Source organism: Ralstonia psammae (assembly GCF_958405935.1).
Classification (GTDB): domain Bacteria; phylum Pseudomonadota; class Gammaproteobacteria; order Burkholderiales; family Burkholderiaceae; genus Ralstonia; species Ralstonia psammae.
The window spans coordinates 22,665-43,485 of the sequence record NZ_CATZBU010000008.1 but is presented as its reverse complement, the minus strand read 5'-3'; the positions used below and the strand labels follow the sequence as shown (position 1 = coordinate 43,485).

Here is a 20,821-nt window from a genome sequence, read left to right as displayed (position 1 = left end):
GCATGGCGCTTACCCCGCCAACGAAGACGGCAACGACCCGCTCGGCACTGCCTCCTCTTCGGGATACTCAGCGGCGTCACTGTCTGCTGCGTTGTCCAGCCGGTTGAGCCACGCCATCAACGCGTCGGCTTGCTGCGGGCGCGAGAACAGGTAGCCCTGCCCAAGGTCGCAGCCAGCGTCGCGCAGCAACGCCAGTTGCTCGGGGTCTTCCACGCCTTCCGCCACCACCTGCATGCGCAGGCTATGCGCCATGGCGATCACCGCGCCAGCAATGGCTTCGCCGTCGCCGGGCATGCGCTGCACGAAGCTGCGGTCGATCTTGAGCTTCTGGATCGGGAAACGCTGCAGATACGCGAGCGACGAATACCCGGTGCCGAAATCGTCGATCGACAGGCTGATGCCGGCCGCGTGCAGGGATTCGAGCAGCGCGATGTTGTCTTCGATGTCTTCCATCAGCACGCTCTCGGTAATTTCGAGTTCAAGCTGATGCGGTGGCATGCCGGTTTCGCGCAGCACGTCCATGACGTTTTCCACGAGTGCCGGGTCACGCGTTTGCCGCGCCGACAGGTTGACGGCCACCTGCAGCGTGACGCCGTCTTCGCGCATCCAGCGCACGGCCTGTTCGCACGCGGTGCGCAGTACCCACAGGCCGAGCGGCACGATCAGGCCGGTCTCCTCCGCCACGGCGATGAACTCGCCGGGGCCGATCAGGCCGATCTCCGGATGGCGCCAGCGCACGAGTGCTTCCACGCCGTAGACGTTTGCTTTGGAGATCACCGCATCGTGTGCGTCTTCGGTGCGCAGACGCACCTGCGGCTGGTAGGCCAGCAGCAGTTCTTCGCGGTCCAGCGCGCGGCGCAGGTCGGCCTCCACACGCAGGCGGCGGCGCGCCTGTTGGTCCATCTCCGACGTAAAGCTGGCGGCAGCATTCTTGCCGTGGTTCTTGGCGTGGTACATCGCCGTGTCGGCGTTGCGCGTGAGCACCTGCACGTCGCGTGCGTCATGCGGATAGAGGCTCACGCCCACGCTGGCCGTCACGTAGATCTGATGCAGGTCGAGTGCAAACGGGGCCGCCAGCGCGGCAAGAATGCGCTTGGCCAATCCGTCGGCCAGCGTTGCAGCTTCCGTTTCGGCAATCTGCGCACGGCCCGATAGCTCTGCGATCACCGCAAATTCATCACCACCGATGCGGCACAGCACGGCACGCAGGTTGGCCTGGTCGATCACGTCGTTCAGCCGCCGTGCAACCTGGCGCAGCAGGCGGTCGCCGTTGTTGTGGCCCAGCGTGTCGTTGACGACCTTGAAGTTGTCCAGGTCCAGCAGGAGCAGCCCCACCGCGCCCGCCTCGCCTGCGCGCTTGAGCGACATCTGCAGGCGCTCGTTGAAGGCGTGCCGGTTCGGCAATTCCGTGACCGAATCGATGTGGGCGAGGTAGTCCAGGTGCGCCTCCGCCTGCAGCACCGCGCGGCGCATGCGGGCAATCACCAGATACGCGAGGCCCATCGCACCGATGCCCACCGACACCGTCAGCACGGCATAGCCGAGCAGTTGCATGTACAGCTCGGTCAGGCTAGAGCGCACCACCACATAGCCGATCACGCGGCGCTCCGATTCCACCGGCTCCACCACGTCCAGCGTGGTCAGCGTGGACACATCCAACTCGCGCAGCATGGCGGCATCGGGCGCGCGCACCGGTGCGGCATCGCCGTGTTGATACAGCGCCAACGGTTTGCGCAGTGCGCTGAAAATGCCGGCTGCACGCAGTGACGGCGACGCCTCCAGTGCGGCCAGGGTTTCTTCCGCCGCGCGACGGTCATTGAAGAGCAGCGCGGCCACGCTGTTGGCGCCGACGATGCGTGCCTGCACGTGCACGTCGCGCACCAGCGCCGCGTGCAGCGCGATGAACTGGAACACGATGAGCAGGAAGCCGGCGATGGTCAGCGCCGCGCCAGCACCGGCCATGTTGGCGCGCACCATGGAGTGGCCCAGGCGGGGCCGCGGGGTCAAGTTGGACTCGTTCATTGCACGGTCCTCGCCAGGCGCAGCAATTGTGAGCTGAGCTGCAGATGGGCCTGCCGCGCGGCCACTGCATCGATGTCGAAGACCACGCGATCCTCATGCAGCGCCAACGCGATCATCGGTTCGGGGTTGCCGGCCGCGCGCTGGCTCTTTGGGCTGTCGGACACCGTCAGCACGGGTGTGGCCGGATCGACGCGCACACCGTTCGAGGCACGCGCGTCAAACACCAGGACATGGCAGCCGGCAACGGTGCCGTCATTGATCTTTCGGATTTCCAGGCGGTGTCCGCGCACGGGTTTTCCTGTCAGTTTTTCCAAGGCGGCCTGCAACGGGTGCTGTGCGGTCACGCACACCACCATCGGGGCGTCGGCCTGCATCACGTCGGCCGGCCAGTTGGTGAACAGCGCAAAGTTGTAGATGAACGCCGCCTTGACCTGCACCTCGCTGGCCTGCATCTGCGCCTGCGTCGTCCCCATGCATGCCACACCTGCCAGCACGGCCACCGCCACCGCACACAACCTGCACGGGCGTAGCCATCGAGCGCGTCGGACGCTGCCGTGCGGGGTGCTCATCGGAAGGTGTAGGTGAATTTCAGGCGCAACGCACGGCCATCCTGCTCGATGGACGACTGCGGTTGCTCCGGCCCGGCCGGATCGGCATAACGCCGGTCGAACAGGTTGTAGACGCTGGCCGACATCTCCAGATTGGGTGCCAACCGGGCCGCCAGCAAGGTCAGATTGGCGATCCAGTAACCGCCCACCTGGCCTGTTGTCGTCAGCCGATTGCTGATGTACTGCGCCTCGAGCCCTGCACGCCAGTCGTCGCGCCACACGGGTGCGGTGGCGTTGATCTTGAGCATATGACGCGGCGAGTTGCTCAGCGTCTGGCCGGTATCGATATCTTCGGAACGCTGGAAGCTGTAGCTCGTGCGCAGGCGCGTGCCGCCCGGCCAGTTCTGCTCGTAGCCGAGTTCTGCGCCGGGGGGGGGCCCGCGCCCCCCCACGCTGAACAACAAAACAACCCACTTCTCGTCTTCACACTTGATGATCATATTGTAAAAAAAAATATGGAACACCGACAGCGTCGCCTTGCCGCCCATGCCCACCTGTTGCTCGACGACCGTTTCATACGTACGTATGCGCTCGGCCGACAGCCCATGGGTGAGCTGCTGCCCGCCGGGCGCACTGGTCTGATAGTTCAGTTCGTAATCGTTCGGCGCACGATAGGCCATGCCGTAGATCGCCTTGACGGTGGTCGTGGGGGCGGCATGCCAGATCAGGCCCACGCGCGGGCTGAAGATGCCCGGCGCGAAGCTCGTGTGGTCGTAGCGCAGGCCCGTATCCAGCACCCAATCCGGATGGAGCATGAATTGATCCTGCACGTACGCGCCCACGCGGTTGTTGTTCCGATGGTCGTCAAGATAGCTGGCGTACGGCACCGTATCGAAATTACGCATCACATCACGGTAGTCGCGTTGCAGCTCCGTGCCGATGACCAGCGTGTGGCGTTCGATGCGGTGCGTCACGAGCTTGAGTTCGGTGCCGTACCAGGCGGTGTCGAACACATCGCGGTTGATGCCGGCCGGGGGCGGGCTGTATGCGTAGTCGCCCTGCGAGACATAGCGCCCCCAGAACAGCCGCGCCGACACGTCGGTCGTGTCGTCCAGTGCGTGCTGCCAGGTGCCGTTGAATATCTGCCGTGTATCGATACTGCGGGAGCGCGGGTCGTTGAAGCTCTGGTCGTACGGCGCCGTCGGCACGCCCTTGGTGCGATCGACGTAGCCGAAGGTCAGCCCGAACTCCCCAAAACTGCCCTTGGCAAACAGGCGCTTGGCGCGGTCGAAATCCATGCCGCGGGCCACGCCGTCGCTCACGCCGGGCTGGTTGAACTCCGGAAAGTAGAGGTCGCGGCCGGGGGCGTCGTTCACGCTGGCCGAAAGCAGCCATTCGGCGCCGTTCTCCGCCCGTTTTCCCCACGTCACGCGGGCATCGCGTGCATTGGCGCTGCCCGTCGATCCGCTGACCTGCACACCGTCAATGTCGCGGCCGCGCTTGGTGATGATGTTGATCACACCAAACAGCGCGTTCGACCCGTACACCGCCGAACCCGCGCCGGGCACGTATTCCACCCGCTCGATGAGGTCGACGTTGAGGATGGCTTCGGTGCCGACGGCCGCCTGGTCGAAGATCGGATCGTTGGTGCGATGGCCGTCGATCAGCAACAGGAAGCGCGTGTCGTAATCGCCCGCGCGCAAAAAGCCGCGTGCACCCAGCGTGGTGTAGCTGCGATCGTAATTGGTGTAGAGCCCCGGGAGACTGCCCAGGATGTCGGCCAGCGTGCGCCAGCCATAGGCTTTGATGTCCGCCGCGGTGATGACCGAGACGTTGGCGGGCGCCTCATTGGAGGCTTGCGCGTACTTGGATGCGCCGGTAACGACCTGCACCTGCATGAGTTGCTCGATGGGCAACGCCGTCAGATCGGAGATGTCTGGTTGTGCCAGCGCGGCGTTGGAAAGCAACGTACCGGCCACCGCAAACATTTGCGCGCATCGTTTCGGGTCGCGTGGCGTGCGCGGCAAGCACAGTGGCAATGCAAATGAAGGCTGGGCACTCGGGTGTTTCCGGCGAACAAGCGCAAGCGCACGGGCAATCACAACAAGGGGCGACATCAGCAGGGGCGGCAGAACCGATCACGTCTCTCTAGGACGTTCAGCGGGAATTCGATAGTTCTGTTCTAAAACGGAGAGCCAGCGCCGTTCTTTAGCCCACGCTCGGTAGGGCGACACATTCCCACCGCCGTGTGTGAGGGCAGCAGGCTTGTCGTGGCAGGTACGGCTCAGCGCCGGCGCTTGCGCAAACGTTCGATGGCGGCCAGTTGCGCGACGGCTTCGGCCAGTTCCGCCTGCGCACGTGCATAGTCGAATTTGCTGTTGCTGTTCTGCATGTGCTCTTCTGCCTCCTTGCGCGCCTGCTGTGCCTTGGCCTCGTCAAGGTCATGAGCGCGCACAGCCGTGTCTGCCAGTACGATCACCTGCTCGGGTTGCACGTCGACAAAGCCGCCGGCCACAAAGAGGATCACCTCTTCGTCATCTTCCTGCGTGACGCGCACGGTGCCCGGGCGCATGCGCGTAAGCAGACGTTCATGGCCGGGCAGGATGCCCAGTTCACCCTCGGTGCCGGGGATGACCACAAACTTGGCGTTGCCTTCGTACAGCCGTTCTTCTGCCGTGACGACATCGACCTTCAGCACCGGCATGGTGTCTCCTCCCTTACGCGCACAGGTTCACACGGTAGCACGATGTGCGCCCGGCGCCCTCCTCGCAACCCCCTCCCCATTTTCCATTCAGCACATCACGTTGACACTCGCGCGGCAATGAGCGGCGCCCACGCGTGCTGCCGTGGCGGAACGTAAGGTTTCACAGTATGTAGCGTCACAAACGCTGCCTAGACTGGGCGCCTGACGATCAGAAAAGACATATCAGGGAAACACAACCATGCTGGGCGATCTATTGATGTCATTCTTCGAGGTGGCGCGCCAGGGCAGCGTCACGTCGGCCGCCAAGCGCCTGCGCCTGTCGCAGCCCACCGTGACCGGGCGCATCCGCCAACTGGAAGAGATGTACGGCGTCGAGCTGTTCCACCGCCGCGGCAGCCGGCTGGACCTCTCCGACCTGGGCGTGAGTCTCATGCCCATCGTCGAGCGCCTCGCGCAGCAGGAGGGCGACGTCGATTTTCTCCTGCGCAATGCCGGCGATCTGCGTACCGGCAACCTGCGCGTGGGCGCCACGGGCCCGTACTACATCCTGCCCGGTGTGGCGGCGTTTCGCGCGCGCCATCCGACCATCGAGATCACCATCGAATTCGGCAACTCGCAGCAGATGCTCGAGGCACTGTCGGAGGTGCGTATCGATCTGGCGGTTTCGTCTCACGCTGTGGATGACGAACGCCTGCATCGCATCACGCTGGCCGAAGACACGATGGTGCTGGTGGCGCCGCTGGACCACGCGCTGGCGCGGCGCCCGAGCATCACGCTGGATGACGTCGCCGGCTGCCAGCTGCTGATGCGCGAACCGGGCTCCGTCACCCGCCGCGTCACCGAAGATGCGTTCGCCGCGGCCGGCATCGAGCCCGCCAGCATGAGCATCATCGGCAGCCGCGAAGCCATTTACGAGGCGATCAGCCTGGGGCTGGGCTGCAGCATCGTTCCTGCGCGTGAAGCACCGCGCCGGCCCGACGTGCGCGTGCTGCCGTTTGCCGACAACGCGCCGGTCATCCACGAATACCTGTACTTCCTGAAGGAGCGCAAGGACGCACGGCTGGTGCGCGCGTTCCTTGACTGCCTGGAACCGCTGCTTACCCAGGCACCAAAGAAAAATGCCAATGCGTTCATCGCCAAAGTTATGGCGATGGACACAAGCACGACGCGCTAGGGCCGTAACCTCGCGGTTTTTCAGCCACCACCGCCCGCTTGCTGTATGCAATCGCTTGCCCTGTTCGACCTGGACCACACCCTGCTGCCCATTGACAGCGAATACGAATGGGGCCGCTTCCTGGTCGCCCAGGGCGCGGTGGATCGAAGCGTCTTCGAACACGCCAACGAACGCTGGATGCGGGAATACCGCGACGGCACGCTCGACTTTGCGCGACACGCGCGCTTCTCGCTCGGCCTGCTGGCCCAGCATCCGCGCACGCGCCTGGACGCGTGGCGCGCCACATTCCTGCGCGAAGTCATCACGCCAGCCATGCTGCCGCGTGCTCGACAGCTGGTCGATACACACCTGCGCGCCGGCGATCTGTGCTGCATCGTCACCGCCACGCACCGCTACCTGACCGAGCCGATTGCTGCGGCGTTCAACGTGCCGCATCTGCTGGCGGTGGAGGGCCAGACCATCAACGGCCAAAGCGATGGCGCGTTCACGGGCAACCTGCTCGGCACGGCCACCTTTGGCGCGGGCAAGATCGTGCGCGTAACGGAATGGCTCGCACAGCGGGGCCAGCGCATGACGGACTTCTCACGCACGGTGTTCTACAGCGATTCACGCAACGACCTGCCGCTGCTCGAAGCCGTTTCGCACCCCGTGGCCGTAAGCCCCGACACCACCTTGCGCGCGGTGGCCGAATCGCGCGGCTGGCCCATCGTCGAACTCTTCGCTGCCTGAGAACACAAACGCCCGCGTGGCGCAAACCGTGCGGGCGTTTGTGTACAGAACGCAGTCGCGTCAGGCAACTGCCGCTGCGGGCAGGCTTGCCGGTGGTGTCCAATGCGGCAGCTCGATGCCGTCGACCAGCGCATCGATATGCCGATGCGCCAGCGCCGGACCGACGCTCATGCCAATGCCGCTATGCATCAGCGCGACCGTGGTGCGCTCATCGACGCGAGTGATCGAGAACGCGCCGCTGCCGGGTACATGGCACTTGGCGCCGTACACGCCTTGCCAGCGCTCCACCACGCGCAGCTTGCTGCCGAAGGTGTCACGCGCAAGGTCGAGCATGATGTTGTCGACCGACTCGGCGTTGAACGGGCGCGCATCCTGGCCATAGTCGTGGGAATCGCCGACGATCCAGTCGCCATACGGCGTCGGGCTCACCAGCAGGTGAATGCCATGACGCGCCAGCTCGGGGCGCTGATGCTCGATCTGCATGGCCAGTGCCCGGGCGGTCGGCAAGTCAGCAAATGCGCCGTAGTGCGTGCATGACAGGCCGGTCAGCACGGCGTGTTCCAGGCGGAAGCCGTCTTCGGGCGTGACACGCAGCATCTGCAGGCGGCAAACCTGCGGTTGCAGCGCGCGGAGCTGGTCAGCACACAGCGTCTGGTAATCGTGGCCGCTGCAGACGATCACACGCTGCGCGTTGCACACGCCGGCGGTTGTCTCCAGCCTGCCGCTTTCCACATGGCGCACCAGCGTACCGAAATGGAAGCGCACGCCTTGCGTGGCAAGCCATGACGCCAGCGCGGGAACCGCTTCGCGCGAATAAAGCTGCAAGTCGTCGAAGCCCTGCAGCGCGGCGCGGTGGCGCATGAAGCGGCCATCGTAGAGGTTGGCCAGATCTGCGCTGCGCAGCAACTTCACGTTGTAGCCAAAGGCCTGTGCGCGCACAGCCATGAACTCGTCGAGCACGGCCTCTTCTGCAGCATTGCGGGCGAACAGCAGCGCACCGTTTGCGCGGGCAAAAATACCGGCCTTGTCCGCCCAGTCGAGATACAGTTCGCGGCTTTCGCGCGCGAGGTCCAGCATGATGCCGGGCGGCTGGCCGGTCACCAGCATCTGCCCGAAATTGCGAATGGACGCGCCAACGGCAATATCGCTGCGCTCGAACACAGTCACGCGCAGGCCGCGCTTGACGGCAGCGGCCGCATGCGCCAAGCCCAAGATGCCAGCCCCGACGATGGCGACGTCGGTGCTGGCATCCAGGCCCCCTTGAGTTGCGGGAGCTTCAATCACTTACTTCTTCTCCGACTTGCCGTCGTAGCGCTTCGTCCACTCTGCGAGGATACGATCGCGGTTGGCACTGGCCCACGTAAAGTCGTTCTTGATCAGACGCTTCTCGTAGTCGGCCGGCAGCAGCGGATCGGGCTTGGAGAAGCCCGGCGTGGCAACCACGGCAAAGTTCTTCTCGTACAGCGCCATCGCCGCCGGGCTGGCGGAGAAGTCGGCCAACTTCTTGGCGGCATCCAGGTTCTTGGTGCCCTTCATGATGCCGGTGGCTTCCACGTCCCAGCCCAGGCCTTCCGACGGCAGCACGATGTCGATCGGTGCGCCTTCCTTCTTCGACTTCACGGCGCGGTATTCAAACGCAATGCCGATCGGGAATTCACCCGAAGCGGCCATCTTGCAAGGCTTGGAGCCCGAGTGCGTGTACTGGCCGATGTTCTGGTGCAAGGCGTCCATATAGGCCCAGCCCTTCTGCTCACCCAGCATTTGCAGCCATGCGCTCACGTCCAGGTAACCCGTGCCTGACGAAGCCGGGTTCGGCATGACGATCTTGCCGGCGTACACGGGCTTGGTCAGATCTGCCCACGACGTTGGTTTCGGCAGGTTCTGCTTTTGCGCTTCGACCGTGTTGAAGCAAATGGCGGCGCCCCAGGCATCCATGCCCACCCATGCCGGCGGGTTCGCCTTGTCGCGATACGTCGCACCGATCTTCGAGAGATCCGCCGGCGCGTACGGCGTCAGCATGCCTTCCTTGTCCAGGATGGCCAGGCTCGATGCGGCCAAGCCCCACACCACGTCGGCGCGCGGGTTGTTCTTCTCGGCCAGCAGCTTGGCGGTAACAACACCGGTGGAGTCACGCACCCACTTGATTTCGATGTCAGGGTTGGCCTTCTCGAAAGCCTCCTGGTACGCCTTCACTTGATCAGCTTCCAGCGCCGTGTATACGGTCAGCGTGGTCTTGGCGAACGCCGACGTGGCAAACGCCATCGTCGCCGACGTGATTGCGGCGGCCAGCAGGGAAAGACGTGCGGTCATGGTTTCCTCGGTATGGTGTGATGCAGGGGAAAAGACAACAAAACAGGACAACAAACTCAGATGCACTGCGGGCGTTCACCGCGCGCCAGGCGGCGGTTGATGTCGGCCACGACTTCAGGCAGATCGGCAATCGTGTCGATCTCGTAGTGCGGGCGGCAGGCAGCAAAACCGGCCGAGATGGCCACGCGATGGCGCGCACGCTCATCCGCAGGCAGCGCGATGTATTGCTCGTACGGCAGGCCCAGCGCGTTGCCCGACATCAGCAGCGCAACGGTCCACATGCCGGCGCGGCGCCCCTCTTCGATTCCGGGCACGGTGTCGTCCACCTTCACGCAGGCCGCCACATCGCCAATCGCAAGATCAACCACGCAGCGCAGTGCCTGTGCAGGCCACGGACGCGCGCGCGGCACTTCATCACAGGCAACCACGCAGTCGGGCGTATAGCCAGCCTGGGCTGCCAGATCGACCACGCGGTCCATCACCACGCGCGGGTAGCCGGAGCACGTGCCGATCTTCAAACCCGCTTCGCGCAGCGCGGCGATGGTGTCCAGCGCGCCCGGAATCATTGCGGAATGCGCGCCCACCTTTTCGATCTGCAGCGGCATGAAGCGGTTATAGATGGCAGTGACATCGTCATCGGTGGGCATGCGGCCGTGTGCAAGCGAGAAGCGCGCGGCAATCGCACCGTCGTTGCACAGCGTGCGGATGTGATCCCACTTGCCCAGGCCCATGGGGCCGCGTGCTTCGTCCAGCGTGATGGCTACGCCAAACTCGGCAAACGCTTCCACGAAGATCTGCGTGGGCGCGAACGATCCAAAGTCGACCACGGTGCCGGCCCAGTCCAGCACGGCGGCTTCCAGGCGCAACGGCATGCCGCCGGGGTTGAGGCGGTCTGCGCCTGCCTGGCGCGCCGTGATTGGGGAGGAGTCACCCATGTTCATGCTTCCTTTCTGCTTTTTGCTGTTACGTGCTACGAATTCAATGCGCCGCCGTGCGCCACGCCTGCGTACGGCGCACGATGCCGCGCGTGGCCAGCTCCAGCAGCAGCGATACGACGATCGACGTGACGAGAATCAATGTGGACATGGCCGCAGCGGGTCCGATGTCGCCTGCGTCGTCCATGTTCAGTACGGCCACGGAAGCGAGCACGGTGTCGGGGCTGTAGAGGAAGATCACGGCCGACACGGTGGTCATGGCCGATACGAAGAGATAGCGCGCGCATGACAGCACGGCCGGTACGCACATGGGCAGCGTCACACGCCAGTACGTGCGCAGCGCCGACACCTTGAGCGAGGCCGACACCGCCTCGAACACCGGATCGAGCTGCCCCAGCGACGCCACAGACGTGAGGTGCGCGGCCGTGGCGCAGTGCATGATCGTGCAGAGCACCATCAGCGCCATGCCGCCATACAGGCCGTTGAGCGGATTGGCCGGATGGTTGAAGAAGAACACGTAGCCCAGGCCCAGCACCAGGCCCGGCACCGCCATCGGCAGCAGCACCGCGAAGCGGATGGCCGAGTTCAGTCCAGATTGCAACCATCCTGCCGCGCGCGTCTTTTCGACCAGCCAGGCGCCGGTGAAGATCAGCGCGGTGCCAAACACGGTGGTCAGCGCGGCCAGCTTCAGGCTGTTGCGATAGGCCAGCCAGCCCCCGCCGTCCATGTTGTCGAAGTCGTAGTTGCGCAGCGACAGCTCAAGGTTGTACGGCCAGAGCTTCACCAGCGATGCGCCAACGGCCGTGGCAAGCATCAGCAGAATCGCGCCGACCACCAGCATGCTGAGGAGCAGGAAAAGCGCGTCACGCACGCGATCCGGCTGCGGGTGATAGGGCTGTGCGCGGCTGGCCAGCGCGGCGTGCTGGCGGCGCTGTACCAAGCGCTCTACCGCAAAGGTCAGCAGCGCTGGCAGCAGCAACATCAAGCCGATCACCGCGCCGCGCGCAAACTGCTGTTGGCCCACCACCGCCTTGTAGGCTTCCACGGCCAGCACCTGGTAGCTGCCGCCCACCACGGTCGGCACGCCAAAGTCGGTCGCGACCAGCGTGAAGACCAGCGCAAAGGCGCCGAACAGCCCGTAGCGCGCGCCCGGCAGGGTGACCGTGCGGAACGTGCGCCACGGGCTTGCACCCATGGCACGTGCGGCGTCATACAGGCGGCCGTCTGCCAGCGTGAGCGTTGCCAGCAGCAGCATCAACGCATACGGGAAGGTGTAGAACACCTCGCCCAGCACGATGCCCCAGAAGCCGTAGATGTTGTTGCCGCTCATCCATGCCTTGAACAGGCCCTGGTTGCCGAACAGGTAGACCAGCGCAATGCCCGGCAGCAGCGAGGGCGCAAACAGCGGCAGCATCGCCAGCGTGCGCAGCGCGCCGCGCAACGGCATGCGCGTGCGCTGCACTGCGTAAGCCAGGGCAAACGCCAGCGGCACCACAATGGCGGCCACGGCGCCGGACACGGCCAGCGTACGGCCAACCATGGCGAGAAAATTGGGCGCCTGCACCACGTGGGCGACCAGCGCCAGACCGTGCTCGTCTGTGCTGCGCGCGCTGGCAACCAGGCCCGTGGCCTGCAACAACATCATCGCGGTGGGCAGCAGCAAACCGATGGTCAGCAACAACAGCCAGCCGAGCTTCATGCCGGTCAGCACCGGCGCATCGGTACGCCAGAAAGACGTGCCCGCAGCGCGGGCCGGTACGGATTGGGTGGCCGCAACCACGTTGGCCTCGGGGGGCAGCATCGACATGGCAGGCTCAGGCATACACACGCAGGCCATCGCGTTCGAGCGCGATCCACAGCTTGCTGTCAGCCAGCGCATTGCGGCTGGCCTGCAGTGCGCTCGATGCCACTTCGGCCACCAGGGGTGCGTCGGGCAGGCCATCGATCGACAGCGTCACGCGCGTGCGGCTGCCCAGGTAGATCTGGTCGACCACGCGGGCCAGATGGCGGTTGGGGGCGTCATCGTCGGGGTGCAGCGTGACGGCTTCGGGGCGGCAGAACAGGCGGCCTTCCATCGATGCACCATCTGCGAAAACCGGATCGAGCAGCAGTGGCTGGCCGGCGAGCGTGGGGGTGCCGTCCTCGGCGCGTTCCAGCGGCAGCCAGTTGGCCTGGCCGACAAATCCGGCGACAAACCCAGTAGCCGGGCGCGCATAGATCTCCGCCGGCGAGCCCGTCTGCTCGATGCGCCCGTTGGACATGACTGCAATGCGATCGGCCATCGCCATGGCCTCATCCTGATCGTGCGTGACCATCAGCGTGGTCACGTTCAGCTTGCGCTGCAGGCGGCGCAGCTCGATGCGCAGGTGTTCGCGCACCTGGGCGTCCAGCGCCGACATCGGCTCATCCAGCAGCAACAGGGACGGCGCGGGCGCCAGCGCACGGGCCAGTGCCACACGCTGCTGCTGGCCGCCGGACAACTGCGACGGGTACTTCGCCTCGCTGCCGCCCAAGCCGACCAGCGCAAGCATCTCCGAGACCCGCTCCTGCATGCGCACACGGTTGCCGTTGCCGGTGTCCAGCCCGTAGCCAACGTTCTGCGCAACCGTCAGGTTCGGAAACAGCGCGTACGACTGGAAGACGATGCCGTAGTCACGCTCGCGCGGGGGCAGGTTGGAAATATCCCGGCCACCGGCGACGATCCGGCCGCCGTCGTGTGCCTCCAGCCCGGCAATGATGCGCAGCAGGGTCGTCTTGCCGCAGCCCGACGGGCCCAGCAGGCAGACAAATTCGCCCTGCGCCACATCCAGCGACACACCGTCGAGCGCCGTGAACGCGCCAAATCGGCGCGAGACTTGCCGCACGGACAGGAACGGCGTGGCGGAACTCGAGGTCGGGTTGGTAACAGGCTGAGGTAGGGGCACGGGGGCGCAGACAGTGGCAAAAACGGACGCTACTGTAGCCAGCCGACATGTAGCCCATGTGGCAGTTACCCTAAAAACGCCAATGCGCGCATTCCCGGATTTTGGTTCGGCCTATGACGACACCGGCCGGACTTCGCTCAGGAAGGCGGCAATCAGCCGGGCCTCGCGCCGATCCTGCAGGCAGTACAGGTATTCGCTCAGTTCCGGCGCGCCACCTGCAAAGGGCAGCACACGTAGATCCGCGTGGCTGGGCACCTCCTGGCGGGCGATCACACTCACACCCAGGTTGCGCGTGATGGCCTCCCGGATGGATTCACGGCTGCCGATCTCTACCGTGGAAGCGGGCGTTACGCCTGCCTGCGCCATCATCGTTTCGGTCATTGCGCGCGTGGTCGATCCCACTTCGCGCACCAGCAGCCGGCATTGCGACAGCGCGCTCACCGGCACGCTTGTCTGGTCGGCCAGCGCGTGACTGCGATGCACCACCAGCACCAGCGGATCGCGCGCCAGTTCAATGCGCAGAAAGCGCGCGTCGTCCACCCGCTGCGACGACGACGCCACGTCCACCCGGTACTCCTGGAGCGCTTCCAGCATCTGCACCGAATTGCCGGCCTCGATGCTCACGTCGATGCCGGGATGGCTCTTGCAGAAGCGGTCAACGATGTCGAGCACGTAATACGGCGCCGTCGCGCCGATGCGCAGGTGGCCCGACCCCATGTCGCCGGAGTTGCGCAGGAAGAAATCGATCTCGGTTTCCTGGCGCACGAGTTGGTCCACCAGCGGCATCAGCCGCACGCCCGCGTCTGACAAGGCCAGCCGGCGCCCGCCCCGGTAGAACAGTTCTACGCCGTAGGCTTCCTCCAGGGCGCGGATCTGCGAAGTCACGGTCGGCTGCGACAGGCCAAGCTGCTTGGCGGCCAGCGTGATGCTGCCCAGGCGGGCGACCATGAAGAACGATTTGAGCTGCGCAACGAGCATCGGCGGGTGACGTATTCAGCGCGTGTGTGGCACTGTGAATGGGCGGGCAGCCCATTCTAGCGGACAGCCCTGCCGCCAAAGTGGCCCCAGGCGCCCTCCTCCGTTTTCTGCTTCTACATCCCAGGACTACGACTTTTTCAACCTTTTCGACAACGCAAACTTTGCGCACCCCCACATCGGGGGGAATTGGCGCCTGTGAGGCCGTCATTTCCACGGATCGAATCCGCCACTTCACCTTGAAAATCCGTCCGCATGTCGCGCCTGAGGACAGTCAGGAGCTGCCCTCGCGCAGGCATTCGGGATTTGGGGATTTGGAGAGAAGTGGATGGAACGCAGCAGCAACAACGTGCGCGGCACGAAGCAATGGACCATCGCGATGATGGTGGCAGCAGCAAGCACCCTGGCCGCATGTGGCGGGGGCGGAGGCGGCGGCAGTTCGGGGGCCACCCCCGCGGCCACGCAAAGCTCGTCCGCCAGTATCACCGTGGCAGCGGCCTGCAGCGGGTCGAACTGCGGCGCACTGGGCAATACCTACGCCGGCTCCGGCGTCGGCGTGTGGCAAGCCACCAATACGGGCGCATCGGCCGGCACGGTTCCGGTGTCGATCGCGGGGCTCACGGGCCAGAGCGTGACACTCATCTACACCAACCAGAGTGCGGCGGCACAGCCGATGCCTTCCATCTCGCTCTCGGGCCTGGGGCTGCTGAACGCCACGGGCACGCCGGTCCCCAAGACCGCCGCCGACGTGGCCGGCAATGACGCCAACGCCGCGTTCGACCGCCAGCTTTCCGATTTCAACATCCATGCGCTGGACGGATATGCCACGGGAGCCGGCCCGCTCAAGACGCAAGGCGCCTCCAACAATACGGTGCTGCGCCCGCAGTCGGTGGCAAGCGTCGGCACGCAGCGTACGTGGAATCACCAGCAGCCGGACGGCACCGCCACCGTGCGCACCGCCACGCTGCGCCAGCAAGCCACGGCCACCGACGGCCGCATCGTCAACCTGTGGGTGGAAAACACCGAATACGGCACGAGCAAGATCACCGACGGCATCATCAACACGCTCGTCACCAAGTTTGCTTCGGGCGCGCAGTCGGTCTATACGCTGGCTACCTCGCTGGTGGGCCAGCCGTGGGGCAGCTACTCCAGCTCCGCCAGCCTGATCGATCCGAACCAGGCGCTCGATATCGTGGTGCTGAACATCCAACCCGATAGCCAACCCTATGGCCGCGTCGGCTATTTTTGGGCGCGCAACAACTTCACCACCAGCTCGCAGCCGCTGTCGAACCAGTCGCTGTCGCTCTATGTGGATTCGGAAACCATCTACCTGGGCGGCACCGACGGGCTGAACACCGTCATCTCGACGCTCGGCCATGAATTCACGCACATGGCCAACTTCTACCAGCGCGGCGTGCTGCATGGCTCGCAGTACATGTATGGCACGTGGCTGGAAGAGATGACGGCAATGACGATGGAAGACGCGCTCTCCAGCCAGATCGACCCGAGCTTCAACAACGTGCGCGACAGCCGCTTCCCGGCCTGGCTGCAAAGCGCGTACGACTGCTCGCTGACGGCGTTCGATCCGTCGCTGTCGTCGTCGTGCCCGGGGTATCCGATTTCGGGCAGCCTGGGCGGCTTCCTGCTGCGCCAGTACGGTATTGCGTACTACACGAACCTGCTGCAGAACTTCTCGTCGACGGATTCCACTGCGGTGCTCAACAGCGCCATCCAGGCTGGCGGCGGCGCAGGCCTGGGCGACGCGCTGGGTCGCTGGGGTACGGCGGTCGCACTGCTGCCGGTGCCGGGCAGCCCGTCGGGCTTCGCGTATCCCGCACGCTCGGACAGCGGCTTCTCGGTCCCGGCGCTGAACGGCCCCAGCTACAGCGGCCAGCGCAACATGCCGACGTCCGTACCGGCCACGCTGCAAAGCTTCGGCCAGTTCCCCGTCGCGCGCGGCACGAAGGCGGGCACGTACAGCGAGACGATCACGGTGCCGGCGTATTCCACGGTGTCGATCATCATCCACTGACAACGCGCGGCTGAGGGAGCCTGCTCCCTTGGCCTATCACCTGTCCGTTCAGCCTGCGCACCGCCGATCCAAGCGCGCCCGGTTTGGCTTCGCTCCGTGCACCCGAGATCCGGCTGCGCCCTCTCCAACAAAAAAAGCGCCGCAAGTGTCCACCTGCGGCGCTTTTTGATCGGTCACTGCGGCGGGAAAACAAACCCGCCGCAGCCCATCGCGTGCTTACATCTGCACAGTGTCGGCCACTTCCTTGAAGTCTTCGATCTGGTCGAAGTTCATGTACTTGTAGATCTTGTCGCCGTTGGCATTGAGCACGCCCATGTCGGCCATGTACTCATCCTTGGTCGGGATCTTGCCCAGGCGCGAGCAGATTGCCGCCAGTTCCGCCGAGCCGAGGTACACGTTCGTGTTCTTGCCCAGACGGTTCGGGAAGTTGCGGGTCGAGGTCGACATGACCGTCGCGCCTTCGCGCACCTGTGCCTGGTTGCCCATGCACAGCGAGCAGCCCGGCATTTCGGTACGCGCACCAGCCGTGCCGAACACGCCGTAGTGGCCTTCTTCGGTCAGTTGCTTCTGGTCCATCTTGGTCGGCGGCGCAACCCACAGTTTGACCGGGATGTCGCGCTTGCCTTCCAGCAGTTTCGATGCGGCACGGAAGTGGCCGATGTTGGTCATGCACGAACCGATGAACACTTCATCGATCTTGGCGCCGGCCACGTCGGACAGCGTCTTCACGTCGTCCGGGTCGTTCGGGCAGGCCACGATCGGCTCATGGATGTCGGCCAGGTCGATCTCGATGACGGCGGCGTACTCGGCGTCGGCATCCGGTTGCAGCAGTTGCGGGGCGGCCAGCCACTGCTCCATCGCCGCGATACGGCGCTGCAGGCTGCGCGGGTCCTGGTAGCCCTGCGCGATCATCCACTTGAGCAGCGTGACGTTGCTGTTCAGGTATTCGATGATCGGTTCCTTGTTCAGGTGCACCGTGCAACCGGCGGCCGAACGCTCGGCAGATGCATCCGACAGCTCGAACGCTTGCTCGACCTTCAGGTCGGGCAGGCCTTCGATTTCGAGGATGCGGCCCGAGAAGATGTTCTTCTTGCCTTGCTTGGCGACCGTCAGCATGCCCTGCTTGATCGCGTACAGCGGAATCGCGTTGACGAGGTCACGCAGCGTGACGCCCGGCTGCATCTTGCCCTTGAAGCGGACCAGCACCGATTCAGGCATATCCAGCGGCATCGTGCCGGTGGCGGCCGCGAAGGCGACCAGGCCCGAGCCTGCCGGGAAGCTGATGCCGATCGGGAAGCGCGTGTGCGAGTCGCCGCCGGTGCCGACGGTGTCGGGCAGCAGCATGCGGTTCAGCCACGAGTGGATCACGCCGTCGCCCGGACGCAGCGCGATACCGCCGCGCGTGCTGATGAAGTTCGGCAGCGTCTGGTGCGTCTTCACGTCCACCGGCTTCGGATACGCGGCGGTGTGGCAGAACGACTGCATGACGAGATCGGCCGAGAAGCCAAGGCACGCCAGGTCCTTCAGTTCGTCGCGGGTCATCGGGCCCGTGGTGTCCTGCGAGCCGACCGAGGTCATCTTCGGTTCGCAGTACGTGCCCGGGCGGATGCCCTGGCCTTCCGGCAAGCCGCACGCGCGGCCAACCATCTTCTGTGCGAGCGAGAAGCCCTTGCCGCTGTCGGCCGGCTGGTGCGGCAGGCGGAACAGCGTCGACGGGGGCAGGCCCAGCGCTTCACGCGCCTTGGCCGTCAGGCCGCGACCGATGATCAGCGGAATGCGGCCGCCGGCGCGCACTTCGTCGAACAGCACGTCGGACTTGACCTGGAATTCAGCGATCACCTCGCCGTTCTTCAGCGCCTTGCCGTCGTACGGACGCAGCTCGACCACGTCGCCCATTTCCATCTTCGACACGTCGAGTTCGATCGGCAGCGCGCCGGCATCTTCCATCGTGTTGTAGAAGATCGGAGCGATCTTGCCACCGAGGCACACGCCGCCGAAGCGCTTGTTCGGGACGTACGGAATATCTTCGCCCGTGAACCACAGCACCGAGTTGGTGGCCGACTTGCGCGAAGAACCGGTGCCGACCACGTCGCCCACGTACGCGACCAGGTGGCCCTTTTCCTTCAACGATTCAATGAACTTGACCGGGCCGCGCTTGCCGTCTTCTTCCGGCGTGATGCCGGGGCGCGCGTTCTTCAGCATCGCCAGCGCGTGCAGCGGGATGTCGGGGCGCGTGGTGGCGTCCGGGGCCGGCGACAGGTCGTCGGTGTTGGTTTCGCCCGTCACCTTGAACACAGTGATGGTCAGGCTTTGCGGCACTTCCGGACGGCTCGTGAACCACTCGGCGTCTGCCCAGCTTTGCAGCACGGCGCGCGCGTTGGCGTTGCCCTTGTCGGCGAGTTCCTTCACGTCATGGAACTGATCGAACATCAGCAGCGTGTTCTTCAGCGCGTTGGCAGCGACGGCGCCGACTTCGGCGTCAGCCAGCAGCTCGATCAGCGGCTGAATGTTGTAGCCGCCCAGCATCGTGCCGAGCAGTTCGGTGGCACGCTCACGTGAGATCAGAGCGCATGCGGTCTCGCCCTTGGCGACAGCGGCCAGGAAACCAGCCTTCACGCGGGCGGCTTCGTCCACGCCGGCGGGCACGCGATGGGTGATCAGGTCGAGCAGCGTCTGCTCTTCGCCGGCAGGCGGGTTCGTCAGCAGTTCGACCAGTTCGGCGGTCTGCTGAGCCGTCAGCGGCAGGGGAGGAATACCGAGCGCGGCGCGGGCGGCCACGTGAGCACGAAAGTTTTCAAGCATGGGAGACCTGCTGAGATGACGTTACAGGGGAATCTTTTCAGGCAACCCGAGGCTGGTCCGGGCGCCGCTTGGGCGCGATTCTAATCGCAATACCCCCACACGGTCAAATGTCTTATATCTTATATAAGAGTCAAGCCTGCGACCTGCCCCTATCTGGGTTACGTCGTTTCCGAGCCCCGCATCCTGTGCAGGTGCCAGCGGGTTCAATTTTCCCCAGGTGGATCAATGGGTTAGACCGGGCTTTGGCGCTGTCGCCGCAAGCAAGCACAGTGTCGACAGCACATGAAACAGCACCAGGCCAACTCGCACAGGCGCAGCAAGCTCAAGGCAAGGGCTCGGGGAGCCTGTCCCCTACGACAGCCTCAGAAGACGGCAATACCGTAATTGCTCCCAGTGGGCCGGCGCGTCGTCATCTCCGACGGTGACAGCCGAGCTGGCGCCCAACCCAAAGGGCGACCTTCGATAGCCCCGATGTACTGGCTGACAAACGATACGGTTTCGGCCTCTCGACCTCTCGACCTCTCGACCTCTCGCAGATTCGATCCTTGATAGGTCGTCTAAACAGACCGTTGCAGTTGCATCTACACAGGTAATGTCAGCCCAACCTTAGACAGGATGACCCGAACCGCGCGGATCGCGGTGACCTGCCTGATTTCTTCCGGCCACTTCAATCTTGAAGAATTGGCTTCGGCTAAACGATACTGGTGCTAGAACTCGCTGGCTCGATTTCCAACGGAGGCAGTATGCTGCCGCACCACCTTGAACTGCACCGCCTCGGATCCATGAGCTGGTTGCGTGCCGCCGTATTGGGCGCCAATGATGGCATTGTCTCGACGGCGAGCCTCGTCGCCGGCGTGGCCTCTGCGCACACCGCTCATGGAAGCGTTGTGCTCACAGCCGTGGCCGGCTTGGTGGCTGGTGCGATGTCAATGGCGACCGGGGAATATGTTTCTGTTTCCTCGCAGGCGGATACCGAAAAGGCCTCCCTCGCCCAGGAGCAGGCCGAACTCAGCGCCGACTTGCCGCGCGAACATCGAGAATTGACTGCAATCTACGTACGTCGCGGCCTGGATGTGTCGCTTGCCAAGCAGGTTGCCGAAAAGCTGATGGCGCACGACGCACTAGGTGCGCATGCGCGTGATGAGCTGGGTATTTCGGAGGTGACATCTGCCCGACCTCTTCAAGCCGCGCTAGCTTCTGCCTCCAGTTTTGCGGTTGGCGCCACGTTGCCGGCAATCGTTGCTGCGCTTGCGCCCCAATCGGTGCTGATTCCAGCCATCGTCATCTCCGCTCTCGTTTCGCTCGCCGCGCTAGGTGGTCTGGCCGCTAAAGCGGGCGGAGCGAAAGTTGGCCCAGGTGTCCTTCGCGTCGTGTTCTGGAGCGCTCCGGCAATGGGCGTGTCCTCAGGCGCCGGTGCGTTGTTCGGTGCGGTTGTCTGAGGCGCGCCGCACGCTCGCTTTGCTTGTCGCCGGACTGTCTGGGGTGTTGGACATCCTCGTCGCCACACGCTTGCGCGCTTCGCCTTGTTTGGCTGTGGTCACTTGAGTTCTTTTTTCCGACTTACGCATGTCCAATTTTTCTTAGCATCCCGCTTGGCCTCGGGGAAGAGATCGAGAAGTCTGCCGCATCCCCGCAGGCAACTATCGGCACAAGCGCGCCCGCGCGC

The 20,821-nt window shown here is 64.6% G+C and carries 15 protein-coding genes; 4 read left to right on the top strand and 11 right to left on the bottom strand.

Annotation, left to right across the window (positions count from 1 at the left end):
• Positions 1-9: 9 nt before the first annotated feature.
• The 4 genes from R2N16_RS16530 to R2N16_RS16515 form a co-directional block, all read right to left on the bottom strand.
• A complete protein-coding gene (locus R2N16_RS16530) occupies positions 10-2,022 on the bottom strand; it encodes a putative bifunctional diguanylate cyclase/phosphodiesterase (RefSeq protein ID WP_316666820.1) in 2,013 nt (670 codons plus the stop codon).
• Positions 2,019-2,591: a YfiR family protein gene (locus R2N16_RS16525; RefSeq protein ID WP_316666819.1), complete on the bottom strand. Its 573-nt coding sequence runs from the start codon at positions 2,589-2,591 to the stop codon at positions 2,019-2,021. The genes R2N16_RS16530 and R2N16_RS16525 overlap by 4 nt, the downstream gene beginning before the upstream one ends.
• A complete protein-coding gene (locus R2N16_RS16520) occupies positions 2,588-4,558 on the bottom strand; it encodes a TonB-dependent receptor plug domain-containing protein (RefSeq protein WP_316666818.1) in 1,971 nt (656 codons plus the stop codon). The genes R2N16_RS16525 and R2N16_RS16520 overlap by 4 nt, the downstream gene beginning before the upstream one ends.
• Positions 4,559-4,854: 296 nt before the next feature.
• Entirely contained in the window at positions 4,855-5,274 is a 420-nt protein-coding gene (locus tag R2N16_RS16515; RefSeq protein ID WP_316666816.1) for a F0F1 ATP synthase subunit epsilon, read from the bottom strand.
• Positions 5,275-5,512: 238 nt separating this feature from the next.
• Between R2N16_RS16515 and R2N16_RS16510 the strand changes: the two genes are divergently transcribed.
• The gene (locus R2N16_RS16510; protein WP_316666815.1) at positions 5,513-6,448 is read left to right on the top strand and encodes a LysR substrate-binding domain-containing protein; all 936 of its coding nucleotides are present in this window, start codon (positions 5,513-5,515) and stop codon (positions 6,446-6,448) included.
• 45 nt (positions 6,449-6,493) lie between these two features.
• A complete protein-coding gene (locus R2N16_RS16505) occupies positions 6,494-7,177 on the top strand; it encodes an HAD family hydrolase (RefSeq protein WP_316666814.1) in 684 nt (227 codons plus the stop codon).
• A gap of 60 nt (positions 7,178-7,237) precedes the next feature.
• Here R2N16_RS16505 and R2N16_RS16500 read toward each other — a convergent pair whose 3' ends face one another.
• From R2N16_RS16500 to R2N16_RS16475, 6 genes are all read right to left on the bottom strand, one after another.
• Positions 7,238-8,461 (bottom strand): TIGR03364 family FAD-dependent oxidoreductase, encoded by a 1,224-nt coding sequence (locus R2N16_RS16500; protein WP_316666812.1) that lies wholly within the window; start codon positions 8,459-8,461, stop codon positions 7,238-7,240.
• Complete coding sequence (locus tag R2N16_RS16495; RefSeq protein ID WP_316666810.1) at positions 8,462-9,487, bottom strand: putative 2-aminoethylphosphonate ABC transporter substrate-binding protein; 1,026 nt, start codon at positions 9,485-9,487, stop codon at positions 8,462-8,464.
• Positions 9,488-9,543: 56 nt separating this feature from the next.
• Positions 9,544-10,422: a phosphonoacetaldehyde hydrolase gene (gene phnX, locus R2N16_RS16490; RefSeq protein ID WP_316666809.1), complete on the bottom strand. Its 879-nt coding sequence runs from the start codon at positions 10,420-10,422 to the stop codon at positions 9,544-9,546.
• 43 nt (positions 10,423-10,465) lie between these two features.
• Positions 10,466-12,229, bottom strand: coding sequence for a putative 2-aminoethylphosphonate ABC transporter permease subunit (locus tag R2N16_RS16485; protein WP_316666808.1), 1,764 nt, complete (start codon positions 12,227-12,229; stop codon positions 10,466-10,468).
• Positions 12,230-12,236: 7 nt separating this feature from the next.
• Positions 12,237-13,346, bottom strand: coding sequence for a putative 2-aminoethylphosphonate ABC transporter ATP-binding protein (locus tag R2N16_RS16480; RefSeq protein WP_316666807.1), 1,110 nt, complete (start codon positions 13,344-13,346; stop codon positions 12,237-12,239).
• Between the two features lie 111 nt (positions 13,347-13,457).
• Positions 13,458-14,324 carry a LysR family transcriptional regulator gene (locus tag R2N16_RS16475; protein WP_316666806.1) on the bottom strand — a complete coding sequence of 289 codons (867 nt, stop codon included), beginning with the start codon at positions 14,322-14,324 and terminating at the stop codon, positions 13,458-13,460.
• A gap of 325 nt (positions 14,325-14,649) precedes the next feature.
• Between R2N16_RS16475 and R2N16_RS16470 the strand changes: the two genes are divergently transcribed.
• Positions 14,650-16,353: a M30 family zinc metallopeptidase gene (locus tag R2N16_RS16470; protein ID WP_316666805.1), complete on the top strand. Its 1,704-nt coding sequence runs from the start codon at positions 14,650-14,652 to the stop codon at positions 16,351-16,353.
• Between the two features lie 216 nt (positions 16,354-16,569).
• Here the strand turns inward: R2N16_RS16470 and acnB are convergent, their stop codons facing one another.
• The gene (gene acnB / locus R2N16_RS16465; RefSeq protein WP_316666804.1) at positions 16,570-19,155 is read right to left on the bottom strand and encodes a bifunctional aconitate hydratase 2/2-methylisocitrate dehydratase; all 2,586 of its coding nucleotides are present in this window, start codon (positions 19,153-19,155) and stop codon (positions 16,570-16,572) included.
• A gap of 743 nt (positions 19,156-19,898) precedes the next feature.
• On the opposite strand from acnB, the gene R2N16_RS16460 reads away from it, so the two are divergent.
• A complete protein-coding gene (locus R2N16_RS16460) occupies positions 19,899-20,594 on the top strand; it encodes a VIT1/CCC1 transporter family protein (protein WP_316666803.1) in 696 nt (231 codons plus the stop codon).
• Positions 20,595-20,821: the final 227 nt, after the last annotated feature.